Source organism: Streptomyces sp. NPDC006602, from assembly GCF_042870385.1.
Taxonomy (GTDB): domain Bacteria; phylum Actinomycetota; class Actinomycetes; order Streptomycetales; family Streptomycetaceae; genus Streptomyces.
Genome location: NZ_JBIAHG010000001.1, coordinates 122,262 through 147,183, shown reverse-complemented (window position 1 = coordinate 147,183; position 24,922 = coordinate 122,262). Strand labels below are relative to the sequence as shown.

Sequence of the window (24,922 nt, the reverse complement as noted above, 5' to 3'; positions counted from 1 at the left end):
GCAGGACAAGTGAAGGCGCAGGACAAGTGAACGCGGAGGACAAGTGAAGGCGTCGACGTTCGTCTACCCCTGGGATGTCAACGGGGACCCGGAGGCCGCGGACCGCATCGCCGCGCTCGGCGTGCAGCAGGCGACCCTCGCGGCCGCCTACCACTCCACCCGCGCCCTGACCCCCCGTCACCCGCGCCACCGCATCGTCACGGCGGAGCACGCGGCCGTGCTGTATCCCACGGACGACCGCTGGGAGGGCCGGCGGCTGCGCCCGTACGCCGCCGGGGACTGGGCACCCGGGGACGCCTTCGGCGAGGCCGCCGGCGCGCTCGCGGACGCCGGCCTCGAGGTGCACACCTGGGTCGTCCTCGCGCACAACTCCCGCCTGGGCGCCGAGCACCCGGACACCTCGGTCGTCAACGCCTACGGCGACCGCTACCCGTGGGCGCCCTGCATCGCACAGCCCGCCACGCGCGCGTACCTCGTCGACCTGGCCGCCGAGGCCGCGGTACGGCCCGGTGCGCGCGGCACCGAACTGGAGTCCCTCGGCTGGTACGGCCTCCAGCACCTGCACGCCCACGACAAGACCGGCGGGGTCGGCCTCGGGGACGCCGGACAGTACCTGATGGCGCTCTGCTTCTGCCCGGCCTGCCGGGAGGGGTACGGCCGACAGGGCCTGGACGCCGACGAGCTGGCGGCCGCCGTACGGAAGGCCCTGGAGCCGGTGTGGCAGGGAGCGCCCGACGACGGAGGCTGGGCGGGGGTCGAGAAGCTCCTCGGGGAGGAGACGGCGGCCGCCACGCGCGCGTGGCGCGACGAAACCGCGCGCAGCCTCCAGGAGACGGCCGTCGCGGCGGTCCGCGCGGCCGCTCCCGAGGGCTTCCAGGTGCTGCTGCACGCCGACCCCGTGACCTACCACGTCGGTGCCAACCCTGGCGTCGACCCCGCGCACATCCTGTCCGTCGCGGACGGCGTGGTCGTGCCGTGCGCGGGCGGTCCCGGTCTTTTGACGCCCTTCGCGGAACAGGGGCGGGAAGCCGCCGTCGTCGCCGCCAACCTGGGTGTGGTCTCGGGCATGGGCGGCAGCCCGGGCACGGTGCGGGCGGACGCCGCGCGGGCCCGGGAGCTCGGCGCCACGGAACTGCGGCTGTATCACGCCGGGTTGGCGTCGGACGGCGACCTGGGGGCCCTGCGCAAGGGGCTCAGCGAGCTCTGAGCGAGCGCCGCCAGCTGCGCCGAACCCAGGACGACCAACAGCAGCCGGTGGTCGACCGTTTCGACCAGGGCCGCCCCCACGGCCAGCCCGATCACATTGGGCCCGAACATCAGGGTGTGGGCGGTGGCGACCGCCCGGCCCAGCAGCGGCCCGGGCGTCTCACGCTGTACGGCGGTGAGCGCGGCGATCAGCACGCACGGCAGCCCCACGCCGATCGCCGCACTGCACACCAGGACCACCGCGTCGTACGGGACCGCCCGCAGGGCCACCGCGACGGCGGTCAGCGTGATGCCGCAGGCCGCGAACCGGGGTGCGCCGAGGCGTCGCAGCGCGGGGCCGGAGATCAGCCCCACCGCGACCGAGCCGGCGCCCTGCACGGCGTACAGCACGCCGGTGTAGGCAGGGGAGTGCCCGAGGCCCTCGACGACGGCGTAGACCAGCGCCCCGTTCACGCCCGCGCACAGCATGGTGGCGCCGCCCGCGAGGACCAGCGGCCGTAGCCGGGGATGCGCCCACAAGTGGCGGGCGCCCTCGGCGGTCTGCTCGAGCCGGCCGCCGCCCGGCGGCTCGGGCTTCTCCTCGCGAACGCGGAGTGCGGCGTACAGACCGGTGGCGAGGACGAAGGTGACCGCGTCCAGGAGGGCCACGCTCGGGCCGCCGTACGCCGCGTAGAGGCCTGCTCCGGCCAGTGGGGCCACGAGTTTCGTGCCCTCGGTGGCGGTCATCCGCAGTCCGTTGAAGTCCCCGAGCAGGGACGGGGCGACGGCGGCGGCGACCAGGGCGGACTCCGCGGCGTCGTGGACGACGCCTGCCGCGCCGTACACGAACAGGACCGCGAACAGCAGCCACAGGCCCCGCGCGGAGTCGACGGTGAACAGCGTGAGGAGCAGGCCGGCCAGCAGCAGGTTCGTGCCGATCAGCAGCGGCTTGCGGCGGACCCGGTCGGCGACCGTGCCGAGCAGCGGGCCGGCCAGGGTGGGCGCCCACATGGCGAGCAGACACAGCGCGGCGAGCCCGTCCGAACCGGTGAGTTCCTTGACCCACACGCCCGACGCCAGCCACAGCGCGGAGGTGCCGAAGCCGGAGACCACGACTCCGGCGAGATACAGCCCGGCGTTGCGGTCGCGCAGGACGCGGGCCACCGTCCATGTCCGTGCTCGTGTTGTCGTCATGCCCGGTCATCGTGTGGCTAAGGAGGGGGTGGACGGATCGGGCAGGTGCCTTAGAGCTCCGAACAAAAGTGGAGCCCGGCTCGCGGCGTCTGGCACGCACGCTCGCCGCGTTGCCAAAAGCCCCTAGTAGCTCCGCTACGAGGAGCTTCCGGCGCCTTGCGATCGCACGCACCAGACGCCGCGAGCTGATCGGACTCCACTTTTGTTCGGAGCTCTTAGAAAGGTGGGAGATCCGGCAGCGGGCGATGAGTTTCCGGGATCCGAACGGTCCACCCCATGAGCACAGCCCGCATCCCGGAGGAGCATGCAATGACCGACCCGACGACCCTCGACCTCGGACCGCAGACCCGGATCATCGCGCGCCTCGCGGAGGGCGTGACCGACGAGCAGCTCACGGCCCCGACACCGTGCCCGGACCTGGCGGTGCGCAACCTGCTGGGGCACCTGATCGGCCTGGCCGCCGCCTTCCGCGACGCCGGACGCAAGGACCTGGGCGTCACGACCGACACCCGCCCGGACGCCGCCCGGCCCGACATCGGCCCCGGCTGGCGCGAGGAGCTGCCCAAGGTCCTCGACGAGCTCGCCGACGCCTGGCGTGACCCGGCCGCCTGGACCGGCATGACCCGCGCGGGCGGCGTCGACCTGCCGGGCGCGGTCGCCGCCGCGGTCGCGGTGGACGAACTGGTCATCCACGGCTGGGACCTGGCCCGCTCGACCGGGCAGCCGTACGCCCCGGACCCCGCCGCACTGCAGGCGTCGTACGACTTCCTCCTCGCCTGTGTCGACGACCCCGGCCGCGGCGACATCTTCGGCCCGATCGTCCCGGGGCCCGCGGAGGCTTCGCTGCTCGACCGGGCGGTGGGCCTGAGCGGGCGCGAGCCGGGCTGGACGCCGAAGCCGTAAATCGATGGCATGCGGCCAGGGGCGGCGAACTACGCTCCCCGCATGCCCCTCACCCTCACCGTCCTCGGCACCGCCTCCCCGCACCCGCGGCCGGACCGGCCCTGCTCCGGCTATCTGGTGCGCGGTGGCGGTGCCGAGGTGTGGGTGGACGCCGGGCCCGGAAGCTTCGCGGAGTTGCAACGGCACACCGATCCGGCACGGCTCGGCGCGATCTGGATCTCGCATCTGCACGCCGATCACGTCGCCGATCTGCTCTCCGCCGTGTACGGGTTGGCCTACGGCGGGCTCACCCCGGCCGCTCCCATCCCCGTCTACGCCCCGGCAGGCTGCGCGCATCGGCTCGCCGGGTTCTTCGGGCGGCCGGACGCAGGGTTCCTGAGCGGGATCTTCGAGTTCCGGACCCTCTACGACGGCCACACCGCCCGGCACGGCGAACTGTGCCTCACCGCCCACGCAGTCACGCACGACGTCGAGGCCTACGGCCTGCGCGCCGAAACCGGCGGACGCACCCTCGCCTACTCCGGCGACACCGGGCCCTGCGCCGCGCTCACCGCACTCGCCCTCGGCGCCGACCTGTTCCTCTGCGAGGCCGACATTGACGCGCATCGCGAAGGCGAACAGGTGCATCTGACCCCCGAGGACGCGGGTGACACGGCCCGCGCGGCCGGCGTCGGGCAGCTGCTCGTGACGCACGTGGGACCCACGCTCACCCCCGAGGCGGCGACCGAGCGGGCCTCGAAGGCCTTCGGCGGGCCGACCGCGGCCGCCCGGGTCGGGGAGACCCGGTCCGTCTGACGCGTCTTTACCGCAACCTCACCTTTCCTTGTCAGAAGCATTGACGAAACACACGCCACCTCCCTACCTTCAACGCGTCGTACTTCGTACGTCATATATGAGACGCGATACGTGAGATCCGATACGCGAGATCCGAGAGGCGCGCATGACCTCTGTGCCCACGCCGATCCCCTCCCGCACGCAGTACGTGCTGGAAGGGATCAAACACCGCATCCTCACCGGGCAGTTGACCCCGGGGCAGGCTCTGGTCGAGACCGAGCTCGCCGCACAGTTCGGGGTGTCCAAGACCCCGGTGCGCGAGGCGCTCAAGACCCTCGCCGGCACCGGGCTCGTCGTGATGAACCAGTACAAGGGCGTCACGGTGCGCATGGTGGACGCGGACATGGCGCGCGAGGTCTACGACGTCCGGCTGCTCCTGGAGCCCGAGGCGCTGAAGCGTGCCGTGCAGCGTGGGGCGTCCCTCGACGCCGCCCGCTCCGCGCTGACCAGGGCCGACGAGGCCACCGACACCGCCGAACGCTCCCTGGCCAACCGGGAGTTCCACCGTGCCCTCTACCTGCCGTGCGGCAACCCGCTGCTCGGCCGGATGCTCGACGAGGTGCGCGACCAGGCGGCCCTCGTCTCCGCCGTCGCCTGGGCGGCCTCGCCGTCCTGGGACCGGGAGGCCGGCGAACACCGGGAGATCCTGCGGCTCGCCCTCGCCGGTGACGCCGACGGCGCGGCCCGCGCCCTTCACGCGCACATCGGGTCGTTCGTGCAACGGGCCTTTCCGCAAGCGGAGTCCGGGGCCCAGGGAGAGGACGGTCAGGCATGACAACGACGTTCGAGACCCAGCGGACGGCCCTGGCCGACGTGGTGGCGATCCCGGTGACCCCGTTCGCCGAGGACGGCCGCCTCGACCAGGGCACCCACCGGGCCCTGCTGCGTCGTCTGCTCGACGGAGGGGTGAAGACCCTCACGCCCAACGGCAACACCGGGGAGTTCTACGCCCTCACCCCAAAGGAGCGGCAGCTCGTCACCGAGTGGACCATCGACGAGGCCGGCGAGCGTGCCGTGATCCTCGTCGGTGTCGGGCACGACGTGCCGACCGCCATCGCCTCCGCACGGCACGCCCGTGAGCTCGGCGCCCAGATGGTGATGGTCCACCAGCCCGTGCACCCGTACGTCTCGCAGAGCGGCTGGGTCGACTACCACCGCGCGATCGCCGAGGCCGTGCCCGAGCTGGGCGTCGTCCCGTACATCCGCAACGCCCAGCTGCACGGCGTCCGCCTCGCCCAACTCGCCGACGCATGCCCGAACGTCATCGGCGTGAAGTACGCCGTGCCGGACGCGGCCAAGTTCGCGGCGTTCGCCCGCGACGCCGGGCTCGACCGGTTCGTGTGGGTCGCCGGTCTCGCCGAGCCGTATGCCCCCTCGTACTTCTCCGCGGGCGCCACCGGCTTCACCTCGGGGCTCGTGAACGTCGCCCCGTCCGTTTCGCTGAACATGATCGAAGCGCTTCGGTCCGGCGACTTCCCGGCCGCCATGAAGGTCTGGGAGCAGATCCGCCGCTTCGAGGAACTCCGTGCGGCCAACGGCTCCGCCAACAACGTCACCGTCGTCAAGGAGGCTCTTGCCTCCCTCGGCCTGTGCCGCCGTGACGTCCGGCCGCCGAGCCGGCATCTGCCCGAGGAGGAGCGGGCGGAAGTCGCCGCCATAGCCGCCGGGTGGTCCATGTGAACGGGATGAGTGAGCCGATCAGAAAGCGCCCCGAAGAGCTCAGAAGCCACCAGTGGTACGGCACTGACGGCCTCCGCTCCTTCAGCCACCGCGCCCGCACCCGTCAGCTCGGCTACCTGCCCGAGGAGCACCTCGGGAAGCCGGTCATCGCGATCCTCAACACCTGGTCCGACATCAACCCCTGCCATGTGCACCTGAGGGACCGCGCGCAGGCGGTGAAGCGGGGGGTGTGGCAGGCCGGGGGTTTCCCGCTCGAGTTCCCGGTCTCCACCCTCTCCGAGACCTTCCAGAAGCCGACCCCGATGCTCTACCGCAACATGCTCGCGATGGAGACCGAGGAACTGCTGCGGTCGTACCCGGTCGACGGGGCCGTACTGATGGGCGGCTGCGACAAGTCCACGCCCGCGCTGCTCATGGGCGCCGCGACCGTCGACCTGCCCGCCGTCTTCGTGCCCGCCGGGCCCATGCTGCCGGGCCACTGGCGCAACGAGGTCCTCGGCTCCGGCACCGACATGTGGAAGTACTGGGACGACAAGCGGGCCGGCCTCATCGGCGACTGCGAGATGACCGAACTGGAGTCCGGTCTCGCCCGCTCGCCCGGACACTGCATGACGATGGGTACGGCGTCCACGCTGACCGCCGCCGCGGAAGCCCTCGGTGTCACCGTGCCGGGCGCGTCCAGCATCCCGGCCGTCGACTCGGGTCACGACCGGATGGCGGCCAAAGCCGGCATGACCATCGTCGAACTGGTCCACAAGGACCGGAAGCTCTCCGGCATCCTCACCCGAGACGCCTTCGAGGACGCGGTCACCACGGTCCTCGGCCTCGGCGGCTCCACCAACGCGGTGATCCACCTGATCGCCATGGCGGGCCGGGCGGGCGTCAAGCTCACCCTCGACGACTTCGACCGCATCGCCCGCACCGTGCCGGTGCTCGCCAACGTACGGCCCGGCGGACAGACGTACCTGATGGAGGACTTCCACTTCGCCGGCGGTCTGCCCGGGTTCCTCTCCCGGATCCCGGACCTGCTCCACCTGGAGCGGCCGACCGTCTCGTACGACACCCTGCGCGAGCAGATCACCGGCGCGCAGGTGCACAACGACGACGTCATCCGGCCCCGGGGCAACCCGGTCGCGAGCGAGGGCGGGGTCGCCGTCCTGCGCGGCAACCTGTGCCCGGACGGCGCGGTCATCAAGCACATCTCCGCCGAGCCGCACCTGCTCAAGCACACCGGCCCCGCGGTCGTCTTCGACGACTACCGGACCATGCAGCGCACCATCAACGACCGGGCGCTGAACATCACCGCCGACAGCGTGCTGGTGCTGCGCAACGCCGGGCCCAAGGGCGGGCCGGGCATGCCCGAGTACGGCATGCTGCCCATCCCCGACCACCTGCTCAAGCAGGGCGTGCGGGACATGGTCCGGATCTCCGACGCCCGTATGAGCGGTACGAGTTACGGCGCGTGCGTGCTGCACGTGGCGCCCGAGTCGTACATCGGCGGACCGCTGGCCCTGGTACGGACCGGCGACAGCATCACCCTCGATGTCGAGGCCCGTTTTCTTCAACTCAACGTGGGCAACGAGGAGTTGGAGCGCAGGCGGGCCGAGTGGACGCCGCCGCCTGCGCGTTACGAACGCGGCTACGGCGCGCTCTACAACGAACAGATCACCCAGGCCGACACGGGCTGCGACTTCGAGTTCCTGGCCCGCCCCGGCAAGGTGCAGGACCCGTACGCGGGCTGACCCGCAGCAGCACCACCTCGCACACCCATGCACGGACAGAAAGCGCTTCACCCGCACCAGAACGCACGACGTACCCAGAAACGGAGAACAGTCATGGCCCAAGCCGCAGCCGTGGCGAAACCGCCCGCGCCACCCCGGCGACGCCGTGCCTCCGCCACGCCGCGCAGGCTCCCGTACCTGCTGATCGCGCCGGCGGCCCTGCTCATGCTGGGCTTCATCGCCTACCCGGTCATCAGCGTCTTCTACTACAGCCTGCAGAACTACAACCCCACCAAACCGTGGCGGAACGGCTACGCGGGCTTCGACAACTTCGTCCACGCCTTCACCGACGACCCGGTGTTCTGGGACACGCTGACCTTCAGCGCCAAGTGGGTCTTCGTCGAGGTCGGACTCCAGCTGCTGTTCGGTCTGGCGCTGGCCCTCATCGTCAACCAGACCTTCGTGGGCCGGGGCATGGGACGTGCCATGGTCTTCTCCCCGTGGGCCGTCTCCGGCGTGCTCACCTCCGCGATCTGGGTGCTGCTCTACAACTCCCAGACGGGCATCACCCGTTACCTCGCGGACATGGGCATGGGCTCCTACGGCACCAGTTGGCTGTCGGACACCTCGACCGTGTTCCCGGCGGCGATCGTCGCCGACCTGTGGCGCGGTGTCCCCTTCTTCGCGATCCTCATCCTCGCCGACCTGCAGTCCGTCTCGAAGGACCTGTACGAGGCCGCCGAGGTCGACGGGGCCAGCCGGATCAAGCAGTTCTGGCACATCACCCTGCCGCACCTGAAGGACGCGATCATCCTGTCCACGCTGCTGCGCGCGGTGTGGGAGTTCAACAACGTCGACCTCCTCTACACCCTCACGGGCGGCGGACCGGCCGGCGAGACGACGACACTCCCGCTCTACATCGCCAACACCAGCGTCGACGCACACAACTTCGGCTACGCGTCCGCCCTGACCACGGTGGCGTTCGTGATCCTGCTCTTCTGCTCGATGGTCTATCTGCGCCTGAGCAAGTTCGGAGGTGGGGACAAGTGAGCACCAAGGAGGCCACCGCGGTCGCACCGGCCCCCCGGCGCACGGTTCCCGAACCGCAGCGCCCGGTCAAGAAGCGCCCCGCCTGGGACCAGGCACCCCGCTGGCAGATCTATCTGCCGCTGTCGATCTACCTCGTCTTCACCCTGATCCCGTTCTACTGGATCGTGCTCTTCGCACTGCGTCCGGCCGGCTCGACCTCGCTCGTGCCCTGGCCGATCACCTTCGACCACTTCGAGAAGGTGTGGACGGAGCGCAGCTTCGCCACCTACTTCCAGAACAGTCTGCTCGTCGGTCTGGCCACCCTGGTGATGACGACCCTCGTCGCACTGGCCGGCGGCTACGCGCTCGCCCGGTTCAACTTCAAGATCAAGCAGGCCTTCATGCTGGCCCTGCTGTGCTCCCAGTTCGTGCCGGGCGCGCTGCTCCTGGTGCCGCTGTTCGAGATCTTCGCCGAACTGAAGATGATCAACTCGCTGGGCAGTGTCATCATCGCGGAGACGGTCTTCCAGCTGCCGCTGTCGATGATCCTGATCAGCAACTTCATCAAGAACGTGCCGTACTCGCTGGAGGAGGCGGCCTGGGTCGACGGCTGCAACCGGTTCACCGCGTTCCGCATCGTCGTCCTGCCGCTGCTGCGGCCCGGCCTGATCGCCGTCGGCTCCTTCGCCTTCGTGCACTCCTGGAACCACTTCCTGTTCGCCCTGATGTTCCTCAACAACCAGAGCAAGCAGACCATCCCGGTCGGCCTCAACACCCTGATGAGCGCGGACAGCGTCGACCTCGGCGCGCTCGCCGCGGGCGGCATCATCGCGGCGGTCCCCGTCGTGATCGTGTTCGCCTTCATCCAGAAGTGGCTGATCACAGGCTTCAGCGCGGGGGCGGTGAAGGGATGAGGAAGCGTCATCCGGTCGTCGCCCTGGGCCTGTTGGGAGTGCTCTGCGTCCCCGCCCACGCCGAGGCCCGTGACATCGGCCGCGACACCCTGGCCCCGAACGACGGCTGGGCGGCCGCCGACGGCGGCACCACCGGCGGTGCCGCGGCCGACGACGCCCACGTCTACACGGTCACCGACCGCGCCGGACTCGTCCGCGCCCTCGACGGCGGCAGCGACACCCCGAAGATCATCAAGATCGCCGGGACGATCGACGCCAACACCGAAGACGACGGCGACCACCTGGACTGCGCCGACTACGCCACCGACGGCTACGGTTTGAAGAAGTACCTGGCCGCCTACGATCCGCGCACCTGGGGTTCGGCCCCGCCCAGCGGCCCGCAGGAGCAGGCCCGCCAGGCGTCGGCGGCCAGGCAGGCCGAGCGGGTCGCCTTGCCCGTCGGCTCCAACACGACGATCGTCGGCCTCGGCTCCAAGGCCGTCCTCAAGGGCGGCAGCCTCCAGGTCAGCAACGCGGACAACGTGATCATCCGCAATCTCGAACTGCGCGACGCCTACGACTGCTTCCCCGTCTGGCAGCCCAACAACGGCGGCCTCGGCGATTGGAAGACGGCATACGACACCCTCTGGCTGCGCGGTGCCACCCACGTCTGGGTCGACCACGTCACGGCCTCCGACAAGGGGCACCCGGACGAGAAGGAACCCACCTACTTCGCCCGCAACTACCTGCGCCACGACGGCCTGCTGGACATCACAGGCGGCTCCGACCTGGTCACCGTCTCCTGGAGCCGCTTCGCCGACCACGACAAGGCGATGCTGATCGGCAACAGCGACTCGGCCACCGGCGACCGCGGCAAGCTCCGGGTGACCCTGCACCACAACGAGTTCGAGTCCGTCGTCCAGCGGGCCCCCCGCGTCCGCTTCGGGCAGGTGCACCTCTACAACAACCGGTACGTCGTCCCGGAAGACGCCCACGACTACCGCTACTCCGTCGGGGTCTCCACCGAGTCCGGGATCTACGCCGAGAACAACGCCTTCACCACCCCGGGCCACATCGAGGCCGCCGACCTGGTCAAGAGCTGGAACGGCACCGCCCTGCACAACAGCGGCAGCCTCTTCAACGGCTACCCGGTGGACCTGCTCACCATCTACAACGCCTACAACTCGGGCAGCGAGCGCGACCTCACGGCCGACGTCGGCTGGACACCTACCCTGCACACAAAGATCGACAGCGCGGCGACGGTCGACCGAGAGGTGGCACGCGGCGCGGGCGCAGGGAGGACCCCATGACCGTAGACATCGTCCTGGCGGGCGCGCGTGGCCACGGCCACTGGCACCTGGACAACATCCGCAGGCTCCAGGACAAGGGGATCGTCCGGCTCGCCGGCATCTGCGAGCTGACCCCGCTGACCGCGGGCGAGCTCCCCGAGGGCCTCGGCACACCCGAGCAGTCCGCCGACTTCGGCGCCCTCCTCGACTCGACCGGCGCCCGGATCGCCGTCATCTGCACGCCGATCCCCACCCACACGGATCTGGCGCTGACGGCCGCGCGAAGGGGCGTGCACCTCCTGCTGGAGAAGCCGCCCGCCCCCTCGTACGCCGAGTTCCGCCGCATGGCGGACGGGGTCGCCGAGGCCGGGGTGGTCTGCCAGATCGGCTTCCAGTCGCTGGGCTCGCACGCAGTGCCCGCGGTCCGCGAGCTGATCGCCGAGGGCGCGATCGGCGACCTGGCCGGCGTCGGCGGGGCCGGCGCCTGGGCACGTCCCGAGGCGTACTACCGGCGGGCACCCTGGGCGGGCAAGCGGCGGCTGAACGGCGTCGACGTGATCGACGGGGCACTGACCAACCCGCTCGCGCACGCCGTCGCCACCGCCCTCGCGCTGGCCGGCGCCTCGCGCGCCGAGGACGTCGCCGGGATCGAGACCGAGCTGGTGCGCGCCAACGACATCGAGTCCGACGACACCTCCTGCGTCCGCGTCACCACCACGCGGGACCTCCCGGTCACCGTCGCCGCGACCCTGTGCGCCGAGGACCCCGACGAGCCCTACGTCGTCGCGCACGGCAGCCGCGGCCGGATCACCTTCTGGTACAAGCAGGACCGCGTGCTGCTCCAGCGGGCCGACCACGGCCCCGAGGAGTACGAGTACGGCCGCACCGACCTGCTGGAGAACCTGGTCGAGCACCTCACCGACGGTGCGGAGCTCCTGGTCACTCCGGATGTCACCGGCGCCTTCATGAAGGTGGTCGAGGCGATCCGCCGGGCCCCCGACCCGGCCCCGCTGCCCGAGGGCACCTGGCATCTGCTCCCCGACGAGCAGCGCAGGGTCGTCCCCGGCATCGACGGTCTTGTCGCGGCCGCCGCCGACAACCTCGCCCTCTACTCAGAGCTGGGTGCCCCTTGGGCGCCACGAAAAGAGGTGAGCACCTGATGACGACCAACGATTCCCCGGTCCTGCGCGTCGCGGGCCGCCCCGTCAGCCGGTACGTCACCCGGCCCGAGCTGCCGCCCCGGCTCTCCCCACGCCCGTACCTGCACCCCGTCACCACCCTGGCGGGCACGGCTGTCACCGAGCTCAGCCCCGCCGACCACACACACCACCTCGGCGTCGGTGTCGCCGTTCCCGACGTCGAGGGGTTCAACTTCTGGGGCGGGCGCACCTACGTCCGCGACCAGGGCCCGACCGAGCTCGACAACCACGGCGCCCAGCGCCACACCACGTTCCAACTCCGCGACCCCGACGGGTTCGTGGAGGAGCTGCGCTGGGTGGCCGCGGGCGGCGAGCTGCTGCGCGAGCGCCGTACTGTCGCCGCCACCGAACTCACCGACTCCGCCTGGGCGTTGGACTTCACCTTCTCCCTCACCAACGTCACGCCCGACCCGCTGTCGATCGGCAGCCCGGCGACGAACGGGCGCCCGGGCGCGGCCTACGGCGGCTTCTTCTGGCGGGCCCGCAAGGAGCAGGAGACCCCCCAGGTCTTCACCGCCGACGCCGAGGGCGAGTCCGAGATCCACGCCACCCGCGCCGACTGGCTCGCCCTCGCCGGTGCCAACTGGACCCTCGTCTTCGCCGGGGCCACCGAACAGACCCGCCGCGACCCGTGGTTCGTACGCACCGCCGAGTACCCGGGCGTCGGCTCGTCCCTGGCGTACGAGGAACGGCTGCCGATCGAGCCGGGTGACACCGTCGTACGCCGGATCGTCACCGTGGTCGCCGACGGGCGCCTCGACCGGGACGGGGCCGCGGCCCTCATCCGCAAGGCGGTGAGCCTGTGACCGCCGAGACGTATCCGACCCCCGTGCCGGACGACGGGACGTATCCGACCCCCGTGCCGGACGACGGGACGTACCCGACCTCCCTGCCGACCGCCGAGACGTATACGAACCCCGTCCTGAACGCAGACTGGTCCGACCCGGACGTGGTCCGCGCCGGCGACGACTTCTACCTCACCGCGTCCAGCTTCGGCCGCGCCCCGGGCCTGCCGCTGCTGCACTCGCGCGACCTGGTGAACTGGACACTCGTCGGCCACGCCCTCGAACGCCTGGAACCGGCAAGCGAGTTCAAGGCACCGCGCCACGACTGCGGAGTCTGGGCCCCCTCGTTGCGCCACCACGACGACCGCTTCTGGATCTTCTGGGGCGATCCCGACCAGGGCATCTTCCAGATCAACGCACCGGAGATACGGGGCCCGTGGACGCGCCCCCATCTCCTCAAAGAGGGCAAGGGGCTCATCGACGCCTGCCCCCTGTGGGACGACGAGACCGGCGAGGCCTACCTGATCCACGCCTGGGCCAAGTCCCGCTCCGGCATCAAGAACCGCCTCACGGGCCACCGCATGCACCCTGACGGCACGTCATTACTCGACGAGGGCAAGGTGATCGTCGACGGGGACCGCATCCCCGGCTGGTTCACCCTCGAAGGCCCCAAGCTCTACAAGCACGACGGCTGGTTCTGGATCTTCGCTCCCGCCGGGAGCGTGGAGACCGGCTGGCAGGGCGCCTTCCGCTCGCGCGGCTTCTTCGGGCCGTACGAGGAGAAGATCGTCCTGGAGCAGAAGGACACCGACGTCAACGGCCCCCACCAGGGCGGCTGGGTGCGCACCCCGTCCGGCGAGGACTGGTTCCTGCACTTCCAGCAGCGCGGCGCCTACGGCCGGGTCGTCCACCTCCAGCCGATGCGCTGGGGCGCGGACGGCTGGCCGGTGCTCGGAGACGACGGCGCCCCCGTCGCCGTGTACAAGAAGCCCGACCTGCCGCCGCAGCAGGCCGCGGCACCCGCCACCGACGACGACTTCCCCGGCGGACGCTTCGGCCGCCAGTGGCAGTGGACTGCCAACTGGGACCCCCATGACGGCTGGGCCACCCAGCACTCGGAAGACGGCCTCCGTCTCGCCTGCGTCCGCTCGGCCGACGCGCACGACCTGCGCAAGCTGCCGAACGTCCTCACCCAGCGGCTGCCGGGCATCCCGTCCGCCGTCGAGGTCGAGCTGACCCTGCACGGCGAGGAGACGGGGGCGCGGGCCGGGCTCGCGGTCCTCGGCGACGCCTTCAGCTGGATCGGACTCCAGCGGGGGGCGGACGGGACGGTCCACCTCGTGCACCGGTTCGCCGAGGCCGTCGCGGAGAAGGAACGCGACGCCGACCACCCGCGGCTCGCGCCCGAGGGACGCGCGCGACTGCGGATCGAGATCGGCGCCGGAGCCCGCTGCCGCTTCTTCTACGACGTCGGCGACGGCCTGCGCCCGTCCGGCCAGGTCTTCGCCGCCACCCCCTGGCGCTGGGTCGGCGCCCTGCTCGGCCTGTTCGCCCTCGCGCCCGTCGGCCCGGGACATGCCGGCGCGGCGAGTTTCACGCAGTTCCGGATCAACCCCTTGTAACCCGGCCCGTACTCCCGCCCGCCGCCCGACCACCACCCCTCAACGAGGCGCTACGCGCCACCCTTCTTGTCTGGAGCCGCAATGACGCACCTCCATAGCAAGCGCTTGCCGAGAGTGGGGCACGGCAGAGTCGTGGCCGCCGTGCTCGGCCTGGTGGCCGCCCTGTGTCTCGGGGCTGTCGGTGAGGCGAAGGCCGCAGCCCCTGTTTCGAAGGCCGCAGCCCCTTCGACGGCGGCCGACCGCTGGACCGACCGGGCCCACGGCTTCGCCTCCCTGGCCGGCGGCACCACCGGCGGCGCGGGCGGCAAGGTCGTGACCGTCACCGACCAGGCGGCGCTGGCGAAGTACGCGGCGGCCGAAGAGCCGTACGTCATACGGGTGTCGGGCTCGGTGGCCGTCGAGCCGTTCGGCTCGGACATCGTCGTGACCTCGAACAAGACGATCATCGGCGTCGGCGACACCGGCGAGATCGTCCACGGGGAACTCCACCTGAACCCCGGCACCAGCAATGTCATCGTCCGCAACCTGACGATCCGCGACTCCTACGTCGAGGGCGACTGGGACGGCAAGACGACCGACTTCGACGCGATCCAGATGGACACCGTCGACCACGTGTGGATCGACCACAACCGCTTCACGCACATGGGCGACGGGCTGCTCGACATCCGCAAGGACAGCCAGTTCATCACCGTCTCCTACAACCAGTTCAGCAACCACAACAAGGCGTTCGGGATCGGCTGGACCTCGAACGTGCTGACGCAGATCACCATCGACCACAACTGGTTCACCGGTACGAAGCAGCGCAACCCGTCCGCCGACAACTGCGCCTACGCCCACCTCTACAACAACTACCTGTCGGCGCAGGTGGCCGACGGCGACCCGGTGTGGACGTACGGGAACTGGTCGCGCGGCAAGACGAAGATGGTCCTCGAGAACAGCTACTTCGACGGTGTGCAGCATCCCTACCAGGCCGACGCCACCGCCGAGTTGGTGGAGCGCGGGTCCATCCTGCGGAACACGAGCGGGCGGACCGACGAGTGGGGTGCCGCCTTCGATCCGCGGGACTTCTACGACTACCGGCTGGACCCGGCGGCCGCCGTGCCGGCCCTGGTGAAGACGTTCTCCGGGCCGCAGAAGCGGATCGGTGTCCCCCTCCGGGTTCCGGCCGACTACCCGACCGTGCAGGCCGCCGTGGACGCGGTGCCCGACGGCAACGCCGTCCCGGTGACGATCGCGGTCGCGCCGGGAACGTACCGGGCGAAGGTCTACATCCCCGCGACGAAGCCGAACATCGTGCTGCAGGGGACTGGACATGACCGCTCCGACACCGTCATCGTCTACGACACGCCCGCCGCGTACGGCGGCTCCACCGGGAGCGCGACCGTACGGATCGCCGCGAACGACGTCACGGCCCGCAACCTCACCTTCAGCAACGACTTCGACGAGGCCGCGCACGAGCTCAGCGCCGAGCAGGCCCTCGCCATGAAGACGACCGGCGACCGGATCGTCTTCGAGGACACCGTCTTCCTGGGCAACCAGGACACCCTGATGACCGACAGCCCCAAGCTGGACGTGATCAGCCGGGTCTACATCCGCGACTCGTACATCGAGGGCGATGTCGACTTCGTCTACGGACGCGCGACCACTGTCATCGAGCGGTCCGTCATCAAGGCGCTCAGCCGGGGTTCCACCACCAACAACGGCTACATCACGGCGGCTTCGACCTGGACGGAGAACCCCTACGGGTTCCTGATCACGAAGTCGAAGATCGTGAGTGACGCGCCGGAGGGATCCTTCCACCTCGGACGCCCCTGGCACCCGGGCGGCGAACCGGCCGCGGTCGCCCAGGTGTTGATCCGCGACACCGAACTGCCCGCCGCGATCAAGGCCTCGCCGTGGACCGACATGAGCGGGTTCTCGTGGAAGGACGCGCGGTTCGCCGAGTACCGGACCTTCGGGCCGGGGGCGGCTGTCACCGCGGACCGGCCGCAGCTGAGTGACGCCGACGCGAAGGCGTACACCGTCGCGAACTACCTCAAGGGCACGGACGGCTGGGCGCCGCACACCCGCGGCTGACCTGCCGTGGCGACCACAGACCCCCCACAACTTCACATCTCCGCTGGATCCAGAAGAAGAGAGCCGACCAATGAAGATCAGCATCCGTAGAAGCAGGCGCGCGGCCATAGCCGTCGCCCTGGGCTCCGTGCTCGCGCTGACGGCCACCGCCTGTGGTGACGACGGCGGCGGCGCCGGCGGTGACAAGGGCGCCGAGGGCAGCGGCAAGGGCAAGGTCCTCTTCTGGGACAACAACGGCGGTGTCCGCACCGACATCTGGAAGGAGATCATCGCCGACTTCGAGAAGGCGAACCCGGGCATCGACGTCGAGTACGTCGGGATCGCCTCCACCGAGTACCAGTCCAAGGTCGACACCGCCATCCAGGGCGGCGGCCTGCCGGACGTCGGCGGTGTCGGCGCGGCGATGATCGCGGCGATCTCCGCGCAGAACGCGCTGGACCCGCTGGACGACCGTCTGTCCAAGTCCTCCCTCAACGGCAAGCTCAACGAGGACATGGTCAAGTCGCTGAAGGCCGCCGGCGGCGGTGACGGCACCCTGTACTCGATTCCGACCTCCGCCAACAACGGTGTCCTCTACTACCGCACCGACCTGTTCAAGAAGGCGGGTCTGGACGAGCCCACCACCTGGGACAAGTTCTACGAGGCCGCGGACAAGCTGACCAACGCGAGCAAGAACGAGTTCGGCTACACCATCCGGGGTGGCGCCGGCTCCATCGCCCAGGCGCTGGACGCGATGTACGGGCAGTCCGGCATCACGTCCTTCTGGGACGCGAGCGGTGAGAAGACCACGGTCAACGACCCGAAGAACGTGGCGGCGCTGGAGAAGTACACGGCCCTCTTCAAGAAGGTCACTCCGGCGGCCGACCTCAACAACGACTTCACCAAGATGGTCGCCCAGTGGGATTCCGGCACGATCGGAATGCTGAACCACAACCTGGGCTCCTACCAGGACCATGTGAAGGCGTTCGGGACCGACAAGTTCCGGGGAATTCCGCAGCCGATCGGCGCCTCCGGCAAGCGGGTGCAGGTGTCCAACCCCGTTGACGGGCTCGGGCTGTTCAAGACGTCCAAGAACAAGGAAGCCGCCTGGAAGTTCATCGAGTTCGCCACCTCGCACGCGGAGAACTCGAAGTTCAACGAGTCGGCCGGTCAGGTTCCGGCGAACAACGACGCCGCGAAGGACGCGTGGGTTCAGCAGGCCGAGCCCACGAAGCTGGCGGCCGGAGCGCTGAGTGACGGTTCCACGACCATTGTCCAGCTGCCGTACTACCTGCCCGACTGGGGCACGATCTCGAAGTCGGACAACGAGCCGAACTTCCAGAAGGTGCTGCTCGGGAAGATGAGTGAGAAGGACTTCCTGGACACGCTGGCTGAGCAGTTGAACACGGCTCAGGCGGAGTGGAACGAGCAGAAGGGCTAAGAGCTCGGCTGGTTTCTCTTTGCGGTCGGCTGCGGGTTCGTTGTGGCTGGTCGCGCGGTTCCCCGCGCCCCTGAGGGGGCGCGGGGAATACCCCCCACTTGAAAGGCACCGCATTTCGTAAGGCCGTCGAGAAAGGCACATCGTCGTGTCGCTCACCCGCAGACAGGTCACCACCGCGGCGCTCGCCGCCGTTCCTCTCGCTTTTGCCGCAACCGGTACCGCGCAGGCCTCAGGCCGTCGTACGCGGACCCTCTACATCGCCGGTGACTCCACCGCCGCCCAGAAATACGCCGACGCCGCCCCCGAGACCGGGTGGGGCATGGCGCTTCCGTTCTTCCTGCACAAGGATCGGCCCGTCTCCAATCACGCGGTGAACGGGCGCAGTTCGAAGAGCTTCGTCGACGAGGGACGGCTCGACGTCATACTCTCCGCGATCCGGCCGGGGGACTTCCTGCTCGTCCAGTTCGCGCACAACGACGAGAAGACCACGGACCCCACTCGTTACACCGAGCCCTGGACGACGTACCAGGACTATCTGCGCCTGTACATCGAGGGCGCCCGGGCCCGTGGGGCCCGGCCCGTGCTCGCCACGTCCGTCGAGCGTCGCAGGTTCGACGCGAGCGGCAACGCCGTGCCGACTCACGGCGAGTATCCGGCGGCGATGCGTGCGCTCGCCGAGGAGGAGCGCGTGGCGCTGCTCGACCTGCAGGCACTGTCGCTCGCGCTGTGGCAGAAGCTCGGCGTCGAGGAGACGAAGAAGTACTTCAACTGGACCGCGACCGAGCAGGACAACACGCACTTCAACCCGCCGGGTGCGATCGCCGTGGCCCGGCTGGTCGCCGCCGAGCTGCTGCACCACCGGGTGCTGGCGCCGCAGGACGTGCGCCGGCTCGACGCGGAGATCCCGGAGTCCTGGATCACCTGGCCGACGACCACCGCGTAACCACCCCTGATCACCTGGCCGACGGCCACCGCGCAACCACCTTTCATCGAGAGAGAGCCGCACAATGAACGCACAGAGATGGCATGGGCATGCCACAAGCATGGCCGTGGTCGGCTGCACCGCCCTCGCCCTGACGGTCACCGGCACCACCGCCCAGGCCCACACCTCCCGTGACCTGGCCCGGCAGACCCTCGCCGCCAACGACGGCTGGGCGTCGTACGGGACCGGCACCACCGGCGGTGCCGCCGCCGACGCCGAGCACGTCTACACCGTGAGCACCTGGGCGGAGTTCAAGGCCGCCCTGGCCGCCGGGGGCAGCACGGCGAAGATCATCAAGGTGAAGGGGACGATCGACGCGGTCTCCGAGGGCTGTGACGCCTTCGCCGCGCCCGGTTACGACTTCGACGCCTACCTCGCGAAGTACTCGCCCGAGGCCTGGGGGCTCGACACCGACCTGAGCGCCGAGCCCGCCGACAGCCCCGAGGGGCTGCGCCGAACCTCGGCCGCCGACCAGGACAAGGCCATCAAGGCGAACATCCCGGCCAACACCACGATCATCGGGGTCGGCAGGAACGCGGGCATCAAGGGCGCCAGCCTCCAGATCAAGGCCGTGGACAACGTCATCGTCCGCAACCTCACCTTCGAGAGCCCCGTCGACTGCTTCCCGCAGTGGGACCCCACCGACGGCTCGAAGGGCAACTGGAACTCGGAGTACGACACCGCCGTCGTGTACGGCTCCACCCATGTGTGGATGGACCACAACACGTTCACCGACGGCAGCCACCCCGACAGCGCCGCGCCGACCTACTTCGGCATGCTCTACCAGCAGCACGACGGCGAGCTGGACATCGTCCGCGGCTCCGACTACGTCACCGCCTCCTGGAACGTCTTCGCCGACCACGACAAGACGATCCTCATCGGCAACAGCGACAGCGAGTCCACGGCGGCGGGCGACCGGGGACACCTGAAGGTCACCTTCCACCACAACCTGTTCTCGAAGCTGGTCGAGCGCGCGCCGCGAGTCCGCTTCGGTCAGGTCGACTCGTACAACAACCACTTCGTGGCCGACGCCTCCTTCTCCTACAGCTACGGCATCGGCAAGGAGTCCCAACTCGTCGCCGAGAAGAACGCGTTCACGCTGCCCGAGGGGATCAGCGCCGCGAAGATCCTCAAGAAGTGGAGCGAGGCACCGGTCACCGCCGCCGGCAACTACGTCAACGGCAAGGCCGTCGACCTGATCGCCGTGCACAACGCGGAGATCCCCGCCGAGACCCTGCAGTCGGGCGCGGGCTGGACGCCGACCCTGCGCACCAAGGTCGACCCGGCGAAGGCGATCCCGGCGATCGTCGGCTATCAGGCGGGCGCCGGCCGCCTGCGCTGACACCCGGTGAACCGGCCGGGGCGGACCCGCACCGCACCCCGATCAGGGGTGCGCCCGCCCCGGCCCCCGGCACCCCCACGCGAGGAAGCACCGAACCACCCTGCCGAGCCGCACATCCAAGGAGTACCCGCATGTCCTCGCCCCACCTCCAACTCCCCCTGTCCAGAAGGGGATTCCTGATGGCGAGCGCCGGAGCGGGCGCCGCGCTCGGGCTGGCCGCCCTGCCCGCCGAGGCCGCACCGCTGACCGCCCAGGCCACCGCCCGGCCCCTCCCGTTCGGCCGGTACGGGTCACCGGCCGCCCGCCTCACCCCGAAGACGCTGTACGTCGACCAGCGGGGCCGCGGCGACTTCACCACCGTCCAGGCCGCCGTGAGCGCCGCCACCACCGCCGGGTACAGCCTGGTCATCGCGCCCGGCGTGTACCGCGAGACCGTGTCCGCCGGCGCTGTCGACCCGGCCACCGGACAGCGCACCGAGGCCGCCGCCGAGATGACCTGGATCGGCGCGAGCGAGAACCCGCGCGACGTCGTCATCGTGTACGACAACGCGGCCGGCACGAAGAAGCCCGACGGCTCCGGCACCTACGGCACCACCGGCTCCGCCACCACCCTGATCCGCACCGACGGCTTCACCGCCCGCTGGATCACCTTCGCCAACGACTGGCTGCGCGCCGACCACCCCGAGATCACCGGCACCCAGGCCGTCGCCATCAAGGTCCTCGGCGACCGCTCGGCCTTCCACCACTGCCGTTTCCTCGGCCACCAGGACACCCTGTACGCCGACTCCTTCGCGCTGTCCGTCTTCGCCCGGCAGTACTACGCGCACTGCTACGTCGAGGGCGACGTCGACTTCGTCTTCGGCCGGGGCACCGCGGTCTACGAGAACTGCCACTTCCGCACCCTGAACCGCACCGACCTGACGACCGCACCGTACGGCTTCGTCTTCGCGCCCTCCACGGCGGGCGCCAACCCGCTCGGCTACCTGGTGCTCCGCAGTCGGATCACCAGCGAGGCCCCGGACGCGTACTACAAACTGGCCCGCCCCTGGGTACCGAGCTCCGACACCACCGCCCGCCCGTCGCTCACCGTGCGCAGCACCTGGCTCGGCCCCGGCATCGACGCGGTCGCGCCCTACGCCAACATGTCGGACTCCTTCCCCTGGCAGAACCAGCGGTTCGCCGAGTACCGCAACACGGGGCCGGGCGCGGAGACCACGGTGCCCGCCAATCGGCCGCAACTCACCGACGAGCAGGCCGCGTCGGCCACGCGGGCCGCCTACCTCGGTGACTGGACGCCGTGGAAGGGGGAGCGCTGATGCGCAGGCGCACGCTCCTCACGGGCATCGCCGGCGGAGTGGTGGCGGCCGGTGCCGGTCCCGCCTGGGCGGTGGGCCGCCGTGTCCTGCACGTCCGCCCCCAAGACTCCGTCCAGGCGGCCGTCGACGCGGTGACCGGCCCCGGCTGGACGATCGTCGTGCACCCCGGGACGTACCGCCAGGTCGTCGACATCCCGGCCGACAAAGCGGGGTTGACCCTGCGCGGTGCCACGCGCGACCCGCGTGACGTCGTCATCGTCTACGACAACGCCAACGGCACCCAGAAGCCGGACGGCTCGGGCACGTACGGGACCGCCGGTTCCGCCACCTTCACCTCGGCGGCCCCCGGACTGACCGTCCGTGACCTCACCCTCGCCAACGACTGGCTGCGCGCCGACCACCCCGAGATCACCGGAACACAGGCGGTGGCGGCGTACACGTACGGCGACCGCACCCACTTCGAGAACGTCCGGCTGCTGGCCCACCAGGACACGCTCTTCGTCGAGACGACCGCGCTGGACGCCTTCGACCGGCAGTACTTCCACCGCTGCTACATCGAGGGCGACGTCGACTTCGTCTTCGGCCGGGCGACCGCGGTGTTCGAGGACTGCCACTTCCGCACGCTGCGACGGGACGTGACCTTCACGCCCAAGGGCATGGTCTTCGCCCCGTCCACCGCCCGTGCCAACCCGCACGGCATCCTCGCCGTCCGCTCCCGGATCACCTCCGCCGCCGAGGACGGGGCGTACAAGCTGGCCCGGCCGTGGGTGCCGTCGTACGAGACGACCGCCTGGCCCTCCCTCGTCGTGCGGGACACCCGGATCGGTTCCGGGATCGACGCGGTGGCGCCGTACACCAACATGCGGGAGGCGTACCCCTGGCAGACCATGCGGTTCGCCGAGTACCGCAACACGGGTCCGGGCGCGGAGATCACGGTGCCGGAGAACCGGCCCCAACTGACGGCGGCCGAAGCCGAGTCGCACACCAAGAAGACGTATCTCGGCGACTGGCGGCCTCGTGCGTAGGGTCGTCACAGCGCTCCTGGCCTGCGCGTTCCTGCTCCTGCCCACCCAGGCCTCCGCCCTTGGCGCCCGGACCCCCGTCGGCTGGGCCTCGACCGGCTCCGGCACCACCGGCGGGGCGGGCGGCACCACCTGGACGGTGCACACCCGCGCCGAACTCAAGGAGGCCCTGGCCAACCGGGGCGACCCCGCCGCACCCAAGGTGATCCGGGTCGTCGGCGACATCAACGGCCATGAGGCGGCGGACGGTTCACTGCTCGGCGAGCAGGACTACGCGCCCGGATACGACCTCGCGCAATACATGTCCTGCTTCGGCGAGGACGGCGGCACCTGGTCGGACACCCGCTACGACTACTGCACACAGCAGCGCCGGCTACGGCAGACCGGATCGACGAAGGAGAAGCTGCAGATCCAGCTGACCGTGCCGAGCAACACGACCCTCGTCGGCGTGGGCGGCGACGCCAGGCTCCTCGGAGTCTTCCTGACCGTCAACACGGGCACGAACATCATCGTCCGGAACCTGCACCTCGAAGCGCCCGTCGACCACTTCACCAGCTGGTCGCCGGACGACGGGACGCAGGGCAACTGGAACGCCCGCTTCGACGCGATGACCGTGATCACCGGCAAGAACATCTGGGTCGACCACTGCACCTTCACCGACGGCCGCTTCCCCGACCGGGAGGCGCCCCTGGGCTTCAACGGCGAGCACGTCCAGCGGCACGACGGCCTCCTCGACATCGAGGACGGCTCCGACTTCGTCACCGTCTCAGACAGCCGGTTCACCGACCACGACAAGGCGATCCTCATCGGGTCGGGGGACGGACGCGGCGACCGGGACCGCGGGCACCTCAAGGTCACCTTCGTCCGCAACCTCTTCACCGACATCGTGCAGCGCGCGCCCCGCGTCCGCTTCGGGCAGGTGCACGTCGTCAACAACGTCTACCGGGGCCGGGCCGCCGACACCCTGTACGCGCTCGGCGCCGGCCTGGAATCCGCGATCTTCTCCGAACGCAACGTCTTCGCTTACCCGCGCGGCAACCCGGCCCTCGTGGTCGCGGACTACGGGGGCGAGCACTTCCGGGACACCGGCTCCTGGTTCAACGGCCGCCCCGCCCACCTGAACGCCGTGGCGAGCGGCCTCGGCCTGACCAGCGAGGTCGGCTGGGACCCCGCCGACGTCTACGACTACCGGCCCCTCAGGTCCCCGTCGGCGGTCGAGCACCACGTCCTGCGTCACGCCGGCCCCGGGAGGCAGTATGAGTGAGCTGTTCGGCCGCCGGACCTTCGTGGCGGGAGCCGCCGCGGCGGCGTTCCTCGGAGGTGCTCCCGGCCAGGCGCAGGCCGCCGAACTCGTCGGCGGCAACCTGCCCGACTTCCACCCGGCGCTGAAGGACGAGCTGCGCTTCCCGCTCGCCTGGGGCACGTCACCCGTGCGCGACTTCAAGGCCTGGCGCCGCGCCGCACGTTCCAAGGTCGAGGAGCACCTCCTCGTCGACCGGCAGGACAAGACGCCGTACGTGCCGGAGTTCACCGCCGGACCCCAAGGCGATGGTTACACCAGAGAGTTGGTGACCCTCTCCCTCACCTCGTACGAGCGCGTCCGCGGCACCCTGCTCACCCCGCACGGCACCGGCCCCTTCCCCGCCGTACTGCTCCTCCACGACCACGGAGCCAGGTTCGACATCGGGAAGGAGAAGCTCGTCCGGCCCTGGTACGACGACACCCGCCTCGCCTCCGCGCAGGCGTGGGCGGACAAGTACTTCAGCGGGCGGTTCGTCGGCGACGAACTGGCCAGGCGCGGCTATGTCGTCCTGTGCCTGGACGCGCTCGGCTGGGGCGACCGCGGCCCCCTCACCTACGACCAGCAGCAGGCCCTCGCCTCCAACTTCTACAACCTCGGCTCCTCGCTCGCCGGACTCATGGCCCGCGAGGACGCCCGCGCCGCCCGGTTCCTGGCCGGCCTCGTCCGCGTGGACGCCCGCCGCGTCGCCGCCGTCGGGTTCTCCATGGGCGCCTACCGCGCCTGGCAGACGGCCGCGCTCAGCGACGACATCGCCGCCGCGGCGAGCGTGTGCTGGATGACCGGGCTGAAGGAAATGATGGTGCCCGGCAACAACACGCTGCGCGGGCAGTCGTCGTACTACATGCTCCACCCCGGGCTTCCCCGGTTCCTCGACTTCCCCGACGTGGCGGGCATCGCCGCACCCAGGCCGATGCTCTTCTTCGACGGCGCGCTGGACACCCTCTTCCCCGCCGACGGCGTACGGGTGGCCCACGACAAGCTGCGCGCCGTCTGGCGCTCGCGCCACGCCGAGGAGCGGTTGCACCTCAAGACCTGGCCCGACCTCGGCCATGTCTTCGTCGACCGCATGCAGGACGAGGTCTTCACATGGCTGGACCGCGTCCTCTGACCCTCCCCATCCCCCCCGC

At 70.4% G+C, this 24,922-nt stretch carries 21 protein-coding genes; 20 read left to right on the top strand and 1 reads right to left on the bottom strand.

Translation table 11 applies throughout. The features are described from left to right. Nucleotides 1–43 precede the first annotated feature (43 nt). Nucleotides 44–1,207, top strand: coding sequence for a hypothetical protein (locus tag ACFYO2_RS00670; protein ID WP_388342126.1), 1,164 nt, complete (start codon nt 44–46; stop codon nt 1,205–1,207). Here ACFYO2_RS00670 and ACFYO2_RS00665 read toward each other — a convergent pair. Beyond that, the gene (locus tag ACFYO2_RS00665) at nt 1,144–2,379 is read right to left on the bottom strand and encodes an MFS transporter (RefSeq protein ID WP_388342123.1); all 1,236 of its coding nucleotides are present in this window, start codon (nt 2,377–2,379) and stop codon (nt 1,144–1,146) included. The two genes, ACFYO2_RS00670 and ACFYO2_RS00665, sit on opposite strands and share 64 nt — an antisense overlap. 309 nt (nt 2,380–2,688) lie before the next feature. On the opposite strand from ACFYO2_RS00665, the gene ACFYO2_RS00660 reads away from it, so the two are divergent. The 19 genes from ACFYO2_RS00660 to ACFYO2_RS00570 all read left to right on the top strand — a co-directional run bounded on the left by ACFYO2_RS00660 (nt 2,689) and on the right by ACFYO2_RS00570 (nt 24,903). After that, a complete protein-coding gene (locus ACFYO2_RS00660) occupies nt 2,689–3,282 on the top strand; it encodes a TIGR03086 family metal-binding protein (protein ID WP_388343882.1) in 594 nt (197 codons plus the stop codon). A 42-nt stretch (nt 3,283–3,324) separates the two neighbouring features. Beyond that, nucleotides 3,325–4,077, top strand: a complete 753-nt coding sequence (locus ACFYO2_RS00655; RefSeq protein WP_388342120.1) for an MBL fold metallo-hydrolase — start codon at nt 3,325–3,327, stop codon at nt 4,075–4,077. Nucleotides 4,078–4,222: 145 nt separating this feature from the next. Further along, nucleotides 4,223–4,891 carry a GntR family transcriptional regulator gene (locus ACFYO2_RS00650; protein ID WP_388342118.1) on the top strand — a complete coding sequence of 223 codons (669 nt, stop codon included), beginning with the start codon at nt 4,223–4,225 and terminating at the stop codon, nt 4,889–4,891. Then, complete coding sequence (locus tag ACFYO2_RS00645; protein WP_388342115.1) at nt 4,888–5,796, top strand: dihydrodipicolinate synthase family protein; 909 nt, start codon at nt 4,888–4,890, stop codon at nt 5,794–5,796. The genes ACFYO2_RS00650 and ACFYO2_RS00645 overlap by 4 nt, the downstream gene beginning before the upstream one ends. A gap of 5 nt (nt 5,797–5,801) precedes the next feature. After that, nucleotides 5,802–7,538: an L-arabinonate dehydratase gene (gene araD / locus ACFYO2_RS00640; RefSeq protein ID WP_388342113.1), complete on the top strand. Its 1,737-nt coding sequence runs from the start codon at nt 5,802–5,804 to the stop codon at nt 7,536–7,538. Nucleotides 7,539–7,631: 93 nt separating this feature from the next. Next, a complete protein-coding gene (locus tag ACFYO2_RS00635; protein ID WP_388342111.1) occupies nt 7,632–8,567 on the top strand; it encodes a carbohydrate ABC transporter permease in 936 nt (311 codons plus the stop codon). Further along, a complete protein-coding gene (locus tag ACFYO2_RS00630) occupies nt 8,564–9,460 on the top strand; it encodes a carbohydrate ABC transporter permease (RefSeq protein ID WP_388342108.1) in 897 nt (298 codons plus the stop codon). The genes ACFYO2_RS00635 and ACFYO2_RS00630 overlap by 4 nt, the downstream gene beginning before the upstream one ends. Continuing rightward, entirely contained in the window at nt 9,457–10,749 is a 1,293-nt protein-coding gene (locus ACFYO2_RS00625; protein WP_388342106.1) for a polysaccharide lyase family 1 protein, read from the top strand. The genes ACFYO2_RS00630 and ACFYO2_RS00625 overlap by 4 nt, the downstream gene beginning before the upstream one ends. Continuing rightward, nucleotides 10,746–11,888 (top strand): Gfo/Idh/MocA family protein, encoded by a 1,143-nt coding sequence (locus ACFYO2_RS00620; RefSeq protein WP_388342103.1) that lies wholly within the window; start codon nt 10,746–10,748, stop codon nt 11,886–11,888. The genes ACFYO2_RS00625 and ACFYO2_RS00620 overlap by 4 nt, the downstream gene beginning before the upstream one ends. Then, nucleotides 11,888–12,733 carry a PmoA family protein gene (locus ACFYO2_RS00615; protein WP_388342100.1) on the top strand — a complete coding sequence of 282 codons (846 nt, stop codon included), beginning with the start codon at nt 11,888–11,890 and terminating at the stop codon, nt 12,731–12,733. Before ACFYO2_RS00620 ends, ACFYO2_RS00615 begins: the two co-directional genes overlap by 1 nt. A gap of 83 nt (nt 12,734–12,816) precedes the next feature. Continuing rightward, entirely contained in the window at nt 12,817–14,334 is a 1,518-nt protein-coding gene (locus ACFYO2_RS00610; protein ID WP_388343879.1) for a family 43 glycosylhydrolase, read from the top strand. A gap of 81 nt (nt 14,335–14,415) precedes the next feature. Next, the gene (locus ACFYO2_RS00605) at nt 14,416–16,410 is read left to right on the top strand and encodes a pectinesterase family protein (protein WP_388342097.1); all 1,995 of its coding nucleotides are present in this window, start codon (nt 14,416–14,418) and stop codon (nt 16,408–16,410) included. 70 nt (nt 16,411–16,480) lie between these two features. Continuing rightward, nucleotides 16,481–17,830, top strand: coding sequence for an ABC transporter substrate-binding protein (locus ACFYO2_RS00600; protein ID WP_388342095.1), 1,350 nt, complete (start codon nt 16,481–16,483; stop codon nt 17,828–17,830). A gap of 145 nt (nt 17,831–17,975) precedes the next feature. Further along, the gene (locus ACFYO2_RS00595; RefSeq protein ID WP_388342092.1) at nt 17,976–18,773 is read left to right on the top strand and encodes a rhamnogalacturonan acetylesterase; all 798 of its coding nucleotides are present in this window, start codon (nt 17,976–17,978) and stop codon (nt 18,771–18,773) included. A gap of 64 nt (nt 18,774–18,837) precedes the next feature. Then, nucleotides 18,838–20,154, top strand: coding sequence for a polysaccharide lyase family 1 protein (locus ACFYO2_RS00590; protein ID WP_388342090.1), 1,317 nt, complete (start codon nt 18,838–18,840; stop codon nt 20,152–20,154). A gap of 131 nt (nt 20,155–20,285) precedes the next feature. Next, complete coding sequence (locus ACFYO2_RS00585) at nt 20,286–21,470, top strand: pectinesterase family protein (protein WP_388342087.1); 1,185 nt, start codon at nt 20,286–20,288, stop codon at nt 21,468–21,470. Next, nucleotides 21,470–22,495 (top strand): pectinesterase family protein, encoded by a 1,026-nt coding sequence (locus tag ACFYO2_RS00580; protein WP_388342085.1) that lies wholly within the window; start codon nt 21,470–21,472, stop codon nt 22,493–22,495. Before ACFYO2_RS00585 ends, ACFYO2_RS00580 begins: the two co-directional genes overlap by 1 nt. Beyond that, on the top strand, nt 22,488–23,756 hold the full coding sequence (locus tag ACFYO2_RS00575) for a polysaccharide lyase family 1 protein (protein ID WP_388342083.1): 1,269 nt from the start codon (nt 22,488–22,490) through the stop codon (nt 23,754–23,756). Before ACFYO2_RS00580 ends, ACFYO2_RS00575 begins: the two co-directional genes overlap by 8 nt. Then, entirely contained in the window at nt 23,749–24,903 is a 1,155-nt protein-coding gene (locus ACFYO2_RS00570; protein WP_388342080.1) for a dienelactone hydrolase family protein, read from the top strand. Before ACFYO2_RS00575 ends, ACFYO2_RS00570 begins: the two co-directional genes overlap by 8 nt. Nucleotides 24,904–24,922: the final 19 nt, after the last annotated feature.